The 14367-nt window shown below is 36.4% G+C and carries 14 protein-coding genes; 5 read left to right on the top strand and 9 right to left on the bottom strand.

Features of this window, described 5'->3' with window-relative positions; translation table 11 throughout:
- Positions 1–55: 55 nt before the first annotated feature.
- From FHR29_RS10435 to lysS, 5 genes are all read right to left on the bottom strand, one after another.
- A complete protein-coding gene (locus tag FHR29_RS10435; protein WP_132771359.1) occupies positions 56–460 on the bottom strand; it encodes an OsmC family protein in 405 nt (134 codons plus the stop codon).
- Positions 461–523: 63 nt separating this feature from the next.
- Positions 524–901, bottom strand: a complete 378-nt coding sequence (locus tag FHR29_RS10430; protein ID WP_021191664.1) for a methylglyoxal synthase — start codon at positions 899–901, stop codon at positions 524–526.
- 19 nt (positions 902–920) lie between these two features.
- Positions 921–2153 carry a nucleoside recognition domain-containing protein gene (locus FHR29_RS10425; RefSeq protein WP_183914425.1) on the bottom strand — a complete coding sequence of 411 codons (1233 nt, stop codon included), beginning with the start codon at positions 2151–2153 and terminating at the stop codon, positions 921–923.
- 31 nt (positions 2154–2184) lie between these two features.
- Positions 2185–3240, bottom strand: a complete 1056-nt coding sequence (locus FHR29_RS10420; protein ID WP_183914423.1) for a patatin-like phospholipase family protein — start codon at positions 3238–3240, stop codon at positions 2185–2187.
- A gap of 187 nt (positions 3241–3427) precedes the next feature.
- On the bottom strand, positions 3428–5146 hold the full coding sequence (gene lysS, locus FHR29_RS10415) for a lysine--tRNA ligase (protein ID WP_021191667.1): 1719 nt from the start codon (positions 5144–5146) through the stop codon (positions 3428–3430).
- A 233-nt stretch (positions 5147–5379) separates the two neighbouring features.
- Here lysS and FHR29_RS10410 point away from each other — a divergent pair, with 233 nt between their 5' ends.
- Entirely contained in the window at positions 5380–5985 is a 606-nt protein-coding gene (locus FHR29_RS10410) for an RNA polymerase sigma factor (RefSeq protein ID WP_021191668.1), read from the top strand.
- An 18-nt stretch (positions 5986–6003) separates the two neighbouring features.
- On the top strand, positions 6004–7350 hold the full coding sequence (locus tag FHR29_RS10405; RefSeq protein ID WP_183914421.1) for a hypothetical protein: 1347 nt from the start codon (positions 6004–6006) through the stop codon (positions 7348–7350).
- Here the strand turns inward: FHR29_RS10405 and FHR29_RS10400 are convergent.
- Positions 7347–7958, bottom strand: coding sequence for an HAD family phosphatase (locus FHR29_RS10400; protein ID WP_183914419.1), 612 nt, complete (start codon positions 7956–7958; stop codon positions 7347–7349). The genes FHR29_RS10405 and FHR29_RS10400 overlap by 4 nt on opposite strands.
- Positions 7959–7999: 41 nt before the next feature.
- Positions 8000–9193 (bottom strand): proline dehydrogenase family protein, encoded by a 1194-nt coding sequence (locus FHR29_RS10395; RefSeq protein WP_183914417.1) that lies wholly within the window; start codon positions 9191–9193, stop codon positions 8000–8002.
- A 93-nt stretch (positions 9194–9286) separates the two neighbouring features.
- Here FHR29_RS10395 and FHR29_RS10390 point away from each other — a divergent pair, with 93 nt between their 5' ends.
- The 3 genes from FHR29_RS10390 to FHR29_RS10380 are packed head-to-tail and all read left to right on the top strand — an operon-like array spanning position 9287 to position 11339.
- Positions 9287–9493: an RNA-binding S4 domain-containing protein gene (locus FHR29_RS10390; RefSeq protein ID WP_132771366.1), complete on the top strand. Its 207-nt coding sequence runs from the start codon at positions 9287–9289 to the stop codon at positions 9491–9493.
- A 48-nt stretch (positions 9494–9541) separates the two neighbouring features.
- On the top strand, positions 9542–10606 hold the full coding sequence (gene aroB / locus FHR29_RS10385) for a 3-dehydroquinate synthase (protein ID WP_132771367.1): 1065 nt from the start codon (positions 9542–9544) through the stop codon (positions 10604–10606).
- Between the two features lie 10 nt (positions 10607–10616).
- Positions 10617–11339: a ThuA domain-containing protein gene (locus FHR29_RS10380; RefSeq protein WP_132771368.1), complete on the top strand. Its 723-nt coding sequence runs from the start codon at positions 10617–10619 to the stop codon at positions 11337–11339.
- 35 nt (positions 11340–11374) lie between these two features.
- On the opposite strand, the gene FHR29_RS10375 is transcribed toward FHR29_RS10380, so the two are convergent.
- Positions 11375–13273 carry a TonB-dependent siderophore receptor gene (locus tag FHR29_RS10375; protein WP_132771369.1) on the bottom strand — a complete coding sequence of 633 codons (1899 nt, stop codon included), beginning with the start codon at positions 13271–13273 and terminating at the stop codon, positions 11375–11377.
- A 92-nt stretch (positions 13274–13365) separates the two neighbouring features.
- On the bottom strand, positions 13366–14304 hold the full coding sequence (locus tag FHR29_RS10370; RefSeq protein WP_132841612.1) for a zinc dependent phospholipase C family protein: 939 nt from the start codon (positions 14302–14304) through the stop codon (positions 13366–13368).
- Positions 14305–14367 lie beyond the last annotated feature (63 nt).

Here is a 14367-nt window from a genome sequence, read left to right as displayed (position 1 = left end):
TGTGGCGACAAATATAGCATCTCGTGGATATAATCAAAAATTCTAATTGATTTTTTTAGATCAGGTTGGAAGAAATAATAATCGGATTAGAAAGAATTTTGTGAATAGGACATTTTTCTGAAATTTGGAGAAGTCTGTCTTTTTGATCTTTATCTAGATTTCCTTTAAGAGAAACATGACATTTGATATAGGTGGTCTGTTGCAGTTCACTTTTTAAAATTTCGTATGAAAGTTTAATATTTACCTCCTGTAAATCCCATTTTTTGCGGTCAGCATACATCTTTACTGTCATTGCTTTACATGAACCCAATGAAGATAGTAAAAGGGCAGGCGGATTGAATCCTTCATCTTGACCTCCTAATTCTTCAGGTTCATCTGCAATTAGCGTATTATTTCCATGCTTAATTGTTGTTGTGTATGGCGTATTACCTATTGTTACTAAGATTTCATTATCATTCATATCTCTAAATATAAAAAATAATAAGGGGATTAGGAATTTATGAAGTGAATATTAAATTCCTGGTTATAGTTCATCTTCCAGTAGACCTTCGATAATGAGACTTCCAGTTGCGGGATTGGTTGCTAATGGTACGTTGTACAAATCACAAACCCGCATCAGCATCTGAATATCGGGTTCATGTGCATGTTTACCTAATGCATCTCTGAAAAAAATGATTCCATCTACTTTACCTTCTGCAGCTAATGCTGCAATCTGTGCATCTCCGCCCATAGGTCCGCTTAACTTTAATTCGACTTCGAGTCCTGTTTGTTTTACATAAGAACCGGTGGTGCCTGTCGCGACTAGATGAGCTTTTTTTAAGAACTCAATATGGTCTTTTACAAAGGCAACCATTTCTGGTTTTTTACCATCGTGTGCAATTAAAGCAATTGTTTTTTTCATGTTATTGAAAGATTAAAGTTTAACCAAAAAAGATGTATGCTAAAATAATAGCTGCAATTAGTCCAACAAGATCGGCAATTAAGCCACATATAAGCGCATGTCTAGTGTTTTTAATACCGACAGAACCAAAATATACCGCTAGAACGTAAAAAGTTGTTTCGGAGGAACCTTGGATAACACTGGCAAGTCGTCCTTGAAACGAATCTGCTCCATATGCCTGCATGACATCGACCATAAGTCCTCTAGCGCCACCACCACTTAATGTTTTCATTAATCCTACTGGAAGAGCTGGTACGAAACGTGTGTCCAAGCCAAAATAAGCGAAACAAGAACCGATTGCATTCACAATATAGTCCATACATCCTGTTGTTCGGAAAGCAGATATAGCCACCAGTATGGCGATTAAAAAGGGGATGATCATGATGGATGTTTTAAATCCGTCTTTTGCACCATCTATAAAGGCATCGTAAACATTTAGTTTTTTAAATGCGCCGTAAACGATAAATAGGATGATGATGGAAAAAATTAAAACACCACCGATTAGTCCAGTTACAATTTCAATTTTTTCTGGAGGCAGGCCATTTAAACCGAAATATAGTCCAGCCATCATGACAATGAAACTGCCTAGGAATATCAGGATGGGTAGTTTAAAGAGGTTTATTTTTTGAAAGAATGCAACGGCGATCATCCCTGATATAAACGAAATAAAGGTTCCTATCAAAGCTGGAATAAAAATATCTGCGGGGTTTGCTGCTCCATTGGCCATTCTTAGAGCAATTACCGATGTTGGAATAAGTGCTATTCCAGCGGTATTGAGCACTAAGAACATAATTTGTGCATTCGTCGCGGTTTCCTTTTCTGGATTAAGTTCTTGCAGTTCCTGCATAGCTTTTAGTCCAACCGGTGTTGCCGCATTATCTAAACCTAGCATATTGGCTGAAAAATTCATAATAATAGAGCCGTTTGCAGGATGGTTTTTTGGGATTCCAGGGAAGAGCTTGCTGAAAAATGGATTTACAGCTTTTGCAAATAAGGTAATCATTCCTGCTTTTTCACCCACTTTCATGATGCCTAACCAGAATGTCATCATGCCGACGAGACCTAAGGAGATTTCGGCACCGTTTTTAGCACTGTCAAACATGCCATTGATAATTTTCATGAAAATTTCGGTGTCCCCAAAGAAAATAAGCTTGATCAAAGCAACGATGAACGCAATTACAAAAAATGAGATCCAAACGATATTCAGTGCCATATAGATTTAAAATATGCGTAAATGTAAACTTTTACAACCTATCCATCAACTTAGACCACGGATTTTTCTTGTTTTTTGCCTCTTTTTCTTTTATTAGATGATCCACTATCTTGGTGAGTTGAACTTCATTTTCGCTCATCAGTCTATCTGCTAGCGAGATAAGTTTTTGGATGTTGTTTTTGGATGCCGCATCCATGGAAGACTCAACACTTGACATATTTGTTGGCTCTAGTCGGATGTAGTTTTTGGATTTTCTATTGAATTGAAACAGTTGTTCAATAAAAAATTCTGTACTCTCTGCAGAGGCACTTGTCATAATATCGACTAAAGCTGGACCAATGGTAATGGCCAGTTTTTTCTTAAAATGCTCATAGTTATAAGCTTTTTTTGCAACCCCGGTACCTAATGAGACCATAAACAGATCGTTTATCTCTGTATCTTCAAAAGCTTTCATCACTTCAATCAAAGCGCAAATGGATGGGTTTTGAGCCACCATGCCACCGTCTACCAATGGAAATCTTGTACCTGCAATGGAATAAATCTCCGCAACAGAAAAATAGGTAGGTGCGGCGGAGGTCGCTCTGCAGACATCTCTTAGATAGAAGTCTCGTGCTATTCCATGTGTAATAGCTTTTTGCTGTCTAAAAAAATGATTTTTCCGGAGTTCAATATTATAGGCCGTTATAATACAGGGTTTTATTAGTTGGCTTAGTTTGGTGTCGCCAAAATATTCATGTAATACATTCTCTAATGCGGTAGCTGAATATAATTCACTCACCAATCCGAATTCACTTAGAAAGCGTCTCCATCTTGTTGTTTTGAAAATATCAGTGCCGTGGGAGACGTACAGATCTAATGCCTCTTTAGCAGAAAACTTAGGTTTTGAAGGATTTTCCTCACTTGGGTATAATAAAATGCAGGCTAAGATACCTCCAGTACTAGTTCCTGCAATAAAATCGAAATATTCTGCAATTCGTGCATCCGGGTCATTGCTCTTCTTTTGAAGAATTTCTTCTAAAACGACCAATACTAGAGCAGGTATTATACCTCTTATTCCACCACCATCTATGGAAAGTATATTTTTCATTTTTTAATGTTTATAACTTAAAAGTAGTATTAAATAAATTAAAAAATTGATGGCTCTTTGTTTTTGTGGTTAGGATAATGCGCGTTGGTAGGCACAGCGAGCTGTGTAAACAATTCTTTACACGTTTTTTACAAAAAACAGAAGCCGGCTACCTTTTGGATAGCCGGCTTCTGTACGAACTAATTATTTATGCAAACCATGCCAAGACCTCGTCTTTTGTTGGCATGGTGATTTCTAATTTCATTTTTTTACGCATACCCCCAAGGTCATTGAATACTTTATTAGGATTAGCTTCTTTTAATTCCGGTATAGTATTGAAACCCATTTTTTGTAAAACAGGAACCCATTCTGCTGGAATACCCAATGCAACATAATCCTCTGTCGAAGCTACTGTTACTATTTTTTCTGGTCGCATTTGTGGGAAAAATAATACTTCCTGAATAGAGGCATTGTTGGTCAGAAACATAATTAAACGATCCATACCAATGCCTAATCCTGATGTTGGAGGCATTCCATATTCTAATGCACGTAAGAAATCTTGATCGATAAACATGGCTTCGTCATCGCCACGTGCCGATAAGGCCATTTGTGCTTCAAAACGCTCACGTTGGTCGATCGGATCATTTAACTCCGAATATGCATTTGCAATTTCTTTACCACATACCATTAACTCAAAGCGTTCTGTGATTTCAGGATTGTCGCGATGTTTTTTTGTTAATGGCGACATTTCTTTAGGGTAATCTGTGATAAATGTAGGCTGAATGTATTTACCTTCACATTTTTCGCCAAAAATTTCATCAATTAACTTGCCTTTACCCATGGTATTATTGACCGGAATTCCCATTCCTTTGGCTGCTTCGAAAATTTCTTGTTCAGATTTTCCTGTAATATCAAAACCTGTGAACTCTTTAATCGAATCGGCCATTGTGATTCTTTTATAAGGTGCACGGAAGTCGATTTCATGTTCTCCAAATGTCGCTTTGGTGGTGCCGTTTACAGCAATTGCACAATGTTCTAGCAATTGTTCTGTGAATTTCATCATCCAGTTGTAGTCCTTATAAGCTACATAGATCTCCATTGCTGTGAATTCTGGATTGTGAGTACGGTCCATACCTTCATTTCTGAAGTTTTTTGAAAACTCGTAAACACCATCAAAACCGCCCACAATTAGGCGTTTTAGATATAACTCATTTGCAATCCGCAAATATAAAGGCATATCTAAAGCATTGTGATGCGTGATAAATGGACGGGCCGCAGCACCGCCAGGGATGGATTGCAATACTGGAGTCTCAACCTCCATATAACCTGCGTCATTAAAGAAATTACGCATTGCACTAAACAATTTTGTTCTTTTTACAAAGATCTCTTTGTTCTGCGGGTTAACTACTAGATCGACATAACGCATTCTATAACGCAATTCGGGATCTGTGAATGCATCATATGTTTTTCCTTCTGCAGTTTTAACGATTGGAAGAGGGCGTAATGATTTAGATAATACAGTCAGTTTTTCAACATGTACACAGATGGCATCTGTCTGGGTTGTGAAAACATAGCCTTTAATACCAACGATATCACCAATATCTAATAATTTCTTAAAAACGATATTATACATCGTTTTATCCTCATCAGGACAAATGTCATCACGTTTGATGTAAGCTTGAATACGGCCTGAACTATCTTGAATTTCGAAGAACGACGCATTTCCCATAACACGACGGCTCATGATACGTCCTGCAATGCTTATATTCTTATAGTTAAGCTTATCTCTATCGTAATTTTCTAATATATCAGTAGCATTTGCATTGATCTCAAACTCTTCAGCTGGATATGGGTCGATACCCAAATCTATTAGAGATTGCAATGCCTGTCTTCTTAATTGTTCCTGTTCGGATAATACAGTACTCATTGGTAAGGATTAAATAATATAAAAATCGAACAAAAATAGCTTTTTTTTTGCATTTATGAGAGGTGAAAACAATATAATATTTATAAAATACGGTGTAGCGTTTTGTAATACGGTATCGTTATGAAGATGTACTTAAAAAACAGCATGGCAGAAATTAAAAGAAAGACTTTCATAATCTTAATTCAGAAAGTATTATTTTAGATGAAGATTAAGGATTAATATAGTCTTATTGAGTGAATATTATTCAAACATACTTAAAAAAGCAGAAACAAGTAACACTTAAAAGTGCACTGGAGGATTGTTTACGAAATCGTGAGCAGGGGAAGGCTTTTGTCTATAAAAAGTACTATGGATATTTGATGGCTATTATTATTCGCTATGTTAAATCTGATGTGGATGCTGAAGAATTAACGAATGAGTCTTTTATTCGGATTTTTAGACGATTGGATTCTTTTAACCATTTGGTTGAGGATGATGTTTTGGAGAAATCATTTCGGTCATGGATAGGGAGAATTGCAGCTAATATTTCAATTGATTTTCTGCGCTCAAAAAAGGAGATGACTTCTTTAGAAGATGTAGCTGAGGGCAGTCTTGATGTGCCAAGGGTATATAACTCCAGTAATCTAGAGGTTGATGATATTATGAAGTTGCTCGATTCTTTACCAGAATTGCAGCGTGTCATCTTTAATCTTTATGAGATCGAGGGTTTTTCGCATGATGAAATTGCAAAGCAGTTGCATATCCCGGATAGTACTTCCCGTACTTATCTTACTCGAGCAAAGCAAAAGTTAAGGATGCTTTATTTGGAACAACATAAGATAAGACAGGAATTTAAATAACAAGAAGTAGCGTGTAAAATGGCAAAAGAAAAAAATAAGGAATTAATAGACCATATCGTCGACAAAATAAAAGCTCATGAGCTTCCTTATTCGGAAGGTGCATGGGAAAAATTTGCGTCACATGATGTATCTCTTGTTTCTAAGAAGCAAACGAACTGGAAGTATTGGAGTGCAGCTGCTGCTGTGCTGCTCTTTGCTAGTGCTTCATTTTTGTATTTAAATCAGTCCGCTGTCAATCATGGGACAATTGTTGCAAACTTACCGGTAGAGACAAAATTGGATACAGATAAATTAACTGTTGAAACAAATACTGTTGAAACAAATAAGGATGATACCCCTATTTTGAAATTAGATCATTCACCGAAACAGCTTATTGATGCTTCTCCTGATCAACGTAGCATAGTTAAAGACAAAATTGAACATGCTATTGCTTCTATCGATCATCTTTTGGAAGCGACTACGCAAATTTTCACAGATAATGATGTAAAACAAGAACCAGTTGATATGACTTCTAAAAGTGGTAACGAACTTGTTGAGGTTAAAAAGCAAGAAGTTAAAAATAATAATCTAGCGCAAAATACTAATACCGTTAGAAAAGAGGGAGATGGAAACAGTTCTATTGCTCAGAAATTGGAAAAACTGGGTTCTATATTCAATTTGAATTCCGATAAACATGATTTTGCATCTGCCATAAAGAAGTGGGAGGTAGGCGCATTTGTGGCTCCGTCTTCAACAGTCGATAAGATGAGTATGGGGGGGGGATTAAGTTTAGCGTACCAAATTACCGATAAGATCAGTATACGTTCAGGCGTTTCTATGCAGCAGTATGGGGCCGGAGTAGATCGACAAAATAACTTAGGAGCAGTGCAGTCAGCTGGTATGGCGTTTAATGATGCTGTTTCTAATAGTCCTGTCATGAAAAATAATGAATCTTTACTTTTGGCTAGACAAACTGTCGATAAAGAATTAAGTGCTGTTAATAATAAACTTTTAACGATTGATATTCCGGTAGATGTGCGTTATCATGTAAGTAAATCATTCTACACTTCCGTTGGGGTGTCCTACGTTGGAGTTTTGGATCAGACACAAGAAAATTATTTTGTAAATGGCATCAATGAGAATACTTCGGCTAATAATGGTCAGGCGGTATCTTCTCCTGAAAACGTTAAACAAACATTTAAAGGAAGTGCTGTAAATACGAATGATTTTAATGGATTTGTTAATCTCTCCATTGGAAAAAAGATGACAGTAGGTAAGAAGTTGTCCATAGCCGTAGAGCCATTTGTCAAACTTCCTGTTGGGGGGCTTAAATCTACTGACTTTAATTATACCAATGGAGGTTTAAAGGTTGTAACGAGTTTTTAAAGCTGATCAATACGAACAGCACCCATTCCAGCAGCCAAAGCTCCTTGTACTCCTGGGATTCCGTCCTCGTAAACTAAACACTTAGCAGGGTCAACCTGAAGCTTCTCGGCCGCTAATAAAAATGGCTCAGGCGATGGTTTTCCATTAGGAGTATCACCGGCACACACCAAGGTTTCCAATTTATCAAGTACTCCAAGGACGGTTAATGTGATGGTTAATGTTGATCTGGTTCCTCCAGAAACAGCCGCAATACGTTTCTTTCCAATCTGGTATTTTAGATGTTCGACAACATAATCAATAGGTTGTGTCTGCTGGATGAACTGTTCTATAAAGATGGCTGATTTTCTTTTTGAAAATTCATGAACATCAAAAGTGGTGTTATAGCGGATACAGATTTCTTTTGCAACAGCTATGGTTGGCCATCCTGCGGTTTCGTCGATTAGACTATCATCCAACAGGACATTGTATTCTGCTGCTGTAGCTACGTAGGCTGCTTTATGCGCACTTATATTGTCAGCTAAGGTTCCATCGACATCAAAAAGTAAGGCGTCGTATGGTTCTGCTATTTTATTGAGTTTGTTGAATTTCTCTATTGATTCGGGTGACATATCTGATTATTGAAGGTACAAAATTATAAAAAAAGCTAGTCTTAACGACTAGCTTTTCTTCTTTGTTTCTCTTTAATGATTAACCCCAGCTCTCGGCCTGTTTGACCAGCTACTGATGTGTTTTCTTGTGCTCTACGGAATAAATAAGGCATAACAGCTTTTATCGGTCCGTAAGGCATATATTTTGCAACGTTGTAGTTTGATTCAGATAAATTAAATGTTAAATTATCTGACATACCCAACAATTGTGCGAAAAATATACGGTCGCTTCTATGATCTATTCCACGTCTGTCAAGCTCATTTGCTAACAAAAGACTACTTGCTTCATTGTGTGTGCCTGCCATAACACCAATGCGATCGATATGATCCAGTATGAAATGAATAGCGGCATCGTAATCTTTGTCTGTTGCTTCTTTTGTAGGTTGAATAGGAGATGGGTAACCTTTTTCAGCTGCTCTCTGTCTTTCAATTTCCATATAGGCACCACGTACGATTTTTGCACCTAAAAAGAAGTTTTGTGTTTTTGCATAATCAAAATCAGCTTTTAAAGAGGCTAATTTATCATGTCTGTACAATTGATAGGTGTTGTATACAATAGGTTGTTCTTTATTGTATTTTTCCATCATATCGCGGGCTATGTCATCAATGGCATCTTGAATCCAAGAGTGTTCAGCATCAATTAATACTTTAACATTAGCTTCGTAACAGGCTTTACAGATTTCATCACATCGATCGTACATTCTGTTGTACTCTGCTTGCTCTGCTTCTGTTAACGTTTCGTTTGCGTTTACTTTCTCAAATAATTCGAAACGGCCAAGCCCTGTAGGTTTGAAAACTGAAAAAGGGATGTATTTATTTGTTTTTGCAGCAACTACTGTGCGTAATGTTTCTTTAAAAGTAGCATCAAATGCGGCCTCAGTATCTTCTCCTTCTACAGAATAATCCAGGATTGTACCGACATTGTTTTCTCCTAGGTGATTGATTGCAGATGTACAACCTTCAATTGTTTCGCCACCGCAAAACTGTTTGAAAATGGTTGACTTAATGATTCCTTGGATAGGTAGTCCGATATTTAGAGCAAAATTAGTAATTGGAGGTCCGACTTTTACTAAGAAATTACTTGCTATTACTTTATACAGTAAATAAGCACGATCTAAATCTTTATCGGTTTTACTTTTGAATGCAATTTCTGTATTATCAAAAGATAGTTTTCTGGGTTCAGCAATCTGTGTCATTATTTTAATCTAATCCACACAAATGTACTAAATTCAAAAATATTACCACTTATTGATTAGGAGATTCCTGAAATATTAACTTATTTTTGCTTTATGCAAACATTCAAAATCGAAGGAGAATATATTCCGTTAATTCAGTTACTTAAAGCTTTAAATTGGGTAGAGCATGGTGCTATGGCTCAGCTAGTTGTTACTGAGGGGATGGTGACCGTTAATGGTCAGGTAGAGTATAGGAAAAGAATGAAAGTTAGACCCGATGATATCGTCGAGTTTGAGGGTCAACAAGTAAAATTGGTATAAGATATAACAAAATTTGTTTATAAAAAACGTAAACTGAATCCATTAGAAATGCAATTTATAGAAAGTTTAGGCTATCAAGTAGTCTTTGATGACTCATTACAGTCTCTAAAAACCTTTATACAGGAACGAAATTACTCAAAGATTTTTGTCTTAGTTGATCGCAATACCAATGATAACTGTATGCCTGTTGTACAGCCAATTTTAGCTGAATTGGGAAACTACGATGTGATTGAGGTTGATCCTGGTGAAGAAAATAAGAATATTGATTTCTGTATCGGTGTATGGAAAACAATGCTTGACTTTGGGGCTGACAGACATAGTCTGTTGATTAACTTAGGTGGTGGTGTGGTCACGGATATGGGGGGATTTGCTGCTTCTACTTTTAAACGTGGTATTGACTTTATTCAGATTCCGACAACATTATTGTCTCAAGTGGATGCATCGGTAGGTGGTAAGACGGGAATAGATTTAGATAATTATAAAAATATAATCGGGACTTTTACGCAGCCGCAGGCTGTCTTTATCGCTAGTGTGTTTTTGAAAACATTGGAAAGAAGACAGTTGGTTTCTGGTTTTGCGGAGGTTATCAAGCACGGATTAATTTTTGATGGGGCGTACTATAATAAGGTTAAAAATTTGGATGTTTCGGATATAACGACCGAGCATGTGAGACATTCCGTTGGGGTTAAAAACACGGTCATAACCCAGGATCCAACAGAAAAGGGTTTACGGAAAATCTTAAATTTTGGGCATACTATTGGTCATGCAATAGAAGGTTATTCTTTACTTCATGATGAACATTCGTTGCTACATGGCGAGGCTATTGCTGTCGGTATGATTTGCGAAGGCTATCTGTCACATAAATTGAATGGTCTTTCATTAGAAGAATTAGAGGATTTAATAACAACGTTTAGAAAGAATTTTGCTGATTATCAATTTGATGATTCTATTGATCATGAATTGTTGAGTTTAATGAATAATGATAAGAAAAATCATTCTAATCAGATTGGTTTCGCTTTATTGAATAAAATTGGTTCTTGTGATTATGATATTTTTGTTACGGAAGACTTAATTATAGAAAGTTTAGATTTTTATCGTAATTTAATCGCATAAACCTGACAACATGATGTGCAGCATAATTAAAAGAGTATCATTTCTCTTCACTATTTTCTTTGTTACCCAATTGAGTGCGCAGGAAAGAATTTTGATTTTTTCAAAAACTACTGGATTTAGACATGAAAGTATAGAGCATGGGGTTGCTGTTTTAAAGCAATTGATATCTTCAAAAAATATGCTAGTAGATCATTCTGAGGACAGTCAATTGTTTACGGATTCTATTCTTTCGCGATATGATGCTTTAGTTTTTCTGAGTACAACGGGTGATATTTTTAATGAAAGTCAAAAAGCTGCTTTTGTCCGTTTTATTCAATCAGGTAAAGGTTTTTTAGGTATACATGCTGCAAGTGATACGGAATTTAACTGGCCTTGGTACGGACAACTTGTGGGGGGGTATTTTTCTTCACATCCGGCCGTTCAGGATGCTCAAATCCGGGTTGTAAACCAGAAGCATCTTGCGACAAAGCATTTACCAAAGATATGGTTTCACCGCGATGAATGGTATGATTTTAAGTCGGTAAAGGAGGGGCTTCATATTTTGATGGATTTGGATGAAACAAGTTACAAAGGGGGAAAGATGGGGAAATTTCATCCGATAGCGTGGTATCAGGAATTTGATGGAGGCAGATCATTCTATACGGGATTAGGTCACACCTTAGAGGCTTTTGATGAGGAAAAATTTCAGACCCATGTTCTGGGAGGTCTCCGATATGTCCTGAAAAAGAAATAAAAATAGGTCAGTCTAGTTAGGCTGACCTATTTTGTTTAATAAGCAATTGTATATTTGGCACCTAAGGAATACCAGGTACCTGGCATGGGTACAGCTCCGGCTTCTATATATTTGACATTAAATAGATTTTGCGCGTCAACATAAAGATTTAACTTGTCGATTTGACGTGCTAAACGTACGTCTGAAATAAAGTACGATTTGTAAGATAAACGTTCGTTAAAACGATTGGCAGTGGTAAAACTCCAATCCCTGTGACTTATAGTAAAGTTTAGGTTTGCCTGATTTCTTAGGCTTTCAATAGTGTACTTTGATAAATTATTTTCTGTAGTATTATTTTTTATTCTGGGATTCAAATAGCTGTATCCGATAACAGCATAATACTTTGTAATGGAATTCTGAGGATTAATATTAATACGGAAATTGACGTTAAATCCCTGGACTTCATTATTGTCCATGTTTTGAGGCTGCCAAGGCTCAGTGTTCAGATTACGTGTCCAATCAATAAAATCATTAATTGTTCTATAAAAATATCCTGCCTGTGCAATAACATTTCCACTGGTATATTTTATAGCTCCTTCAACTTGTTTTGCTCTTTCGGCTTGAAGTGAAGAATTTCCAATGTTTGCAGGTCTCTGATTTAAGTAAAGATCTGTAAATGAGGGTATCCTTTGGCTCGATCCTGCATTAAAAATCAATTTCCAATGATTATTGATATCATATCCAAGATCTATTCCAGGGAAAACCTGCCAGTTGTAGTCACTGTTATAATTGAGGTAGGTACCTACATTAATAAATAAATTTTTGATCATTTCAGTTTTAAATTCGACATAAGCACCATAATTCTCGCGGCTGTGCTTACCGATGTTTGAACTGTTGATATTTTCGAATCTGCTTTCAACTCCAAGGCCGAATGAGCCATAATTTTGTTCGTATGTGGCATTTAATTCGGCCATAAAGGCATTGTTGTAGTGCTGGCTTCTTGCTTTGCTCAGGTCATGTCTGAAATAACGGTAATCATCTTCGTTGTATCTGTTCGAAATTCTAGGAGATATCGTTAGTGCATTGGATAGTTTATGTTTGGACTGTATAGTTGCAAAAGCTGTTTTCACCAATTCGTAGGATTCTTTGTCTCCGGGGGCAGCATAATATCCGTTGGCTCCAAATTGATTGTCAATATACCCGAATGAGGTCGATATATTATTTAGAGAGTCGGGTGCATACGCTCCTTGGTAATAGATTTTATTGTTTTTTGAAGCTGTATTATAGCGTTGACCATTGGAATCTTCATGGCCTAAATACAGCTGCTGACTGAATTGTGCAATTTTATGGGTAAATCCCAATTGAAAACCCTTGCCGTAATATTTTCCGTTTTGTGTATCCTCACTGTTTTTAAAAGAAGTGCCGGTATACGCCTGTGCACTGATCAGATTTTCTGAGACTGTTTTTGTGACAATATTAATAGCCCCGGTTAGGCTGTTGATTCCATAAATACGGGATGCTGGTCCTTTAATGATCTCGATCCGTTCAATAGCGTCGGTAGGAATTGGAAGATTAAGGGAGTGATGGGCAGTTTGTGGATCTGATATTTTTGCTCCATTTAGTAGGATCAAGGTCTGTTCAAATGATCCGCCATCGATTGTGACGTCTGCCTGTGAACCGAAAGGACCTCTTTGGCGGATATCCACACCATTAATATAAGCTAAAAGTTCATTAACAGACTTTGCGGGAAGACGTTTAATATCTTCTTGCGTTATAATTTGAATGTTTCTGGTCTGCTTAGAGAATGGAATCTGTAGACGGTTCTGATTAATGATAACTTCATTTAAATTTGTAGTATCTTTTAAAGTTAACGTCTTATTATTAGTTACTTCTTGACTAAAAGCATAAGAATATCCAATTAAGGATAATGCTAATAGCGTTAAATTCTTACTCATTATGGCTCTTCTTAAAATTTACCGGACAAAAGTAGGTATGTATTGTTTAATTGCAGGGTGCCAGTTTTTAATAAGTATATAGTCCGGTTGTTTTATAGTTCTTCTCTGCCCATATTTTTTTTATTATTGATATCAAGGGGCTGGTCATCTATCGTTACTTTTTGTAGATTTTTGAGGTCTGGTTGTCCGGCCTCAACCCAAGCAGAATACCAGAATGACCCCACTTGTTGTATAGCACTAGCCATTCTTTTTTCAACCATGCCATTGAGGGCAGTATGATAGGCCCTGGCATATTCATCGGAATAGGTTCTGATCAGTAGATTATTTCGCTCTATAAAGGAATATTTTTGATGTTTTGAAAAAGATTTATCCAGTTGTTTTTCAAGTGCAAGTACTGAGTCAACAAGCAAGTTACTTTGTTTGACGATATTCCAGGAGGTATGCAATGGATCTTCAATAAATTTTGCTGGACCTTTTATAAATGAATACTCTTTGACAAACATTTCGGGTAAACGACTTTCCCAAAATGCATGTATTCCAATTTGGTTGGTTAATTGTCCGTTATAATTTTTGGTTGTATGTAAAGGAACATGAGCATCACCAATATAGTGCCCTAGGTCTGCAGAATGACGGATGATTTGTCTAATATCTTTGAATTTAAATGCTTTGACGAGTTTATGGTAGGAAAATGATATTTGCCAAGGGACAATTCCATTTAACAAGAGCTGTTTTTCCTGATATTTTTCTTTGGCTTTTGTCCAGTGAATGGGGATCGAGTCAATCGAGGGCTCGTTATAATCATCAATATCGATATAATGGCGGGGCGATTCAAGGCTATCTATATAGCATCTTTTATCTGCGTCTACGGCTTTTGAACTAATTAAGAGAATATTTTTCTTATAAAAGGAAGCTAATGTTGGAGGAAGGGTATAAACGGCATATTCATTAATTTTTTTATGTGCAAAAAATCCCCATGAGCTACATATTATAAATATAATAAATAAAGAGATTATAATTGATAATCCTTTCATGTTGAAACAATTGGTTAATAAATAGTAAGTTACAAAATATCCTTCGCATTTTTAAATGTATTC

Origin of the sequence: Sphingobacterium sp. JUb56 (assembly GCF_014191365.1) — a bacterium.
Classification (GTDB): Bacteria; Bacteroidota; Bacteroidia; order Sphingobacteriales; family Sphingobacteriaceae; genus Sphingobacterium; species Sphingobacterium anhuiense.
This window is presented reverse-complemented; position numbering and strand designations above follow the sequence as displayed.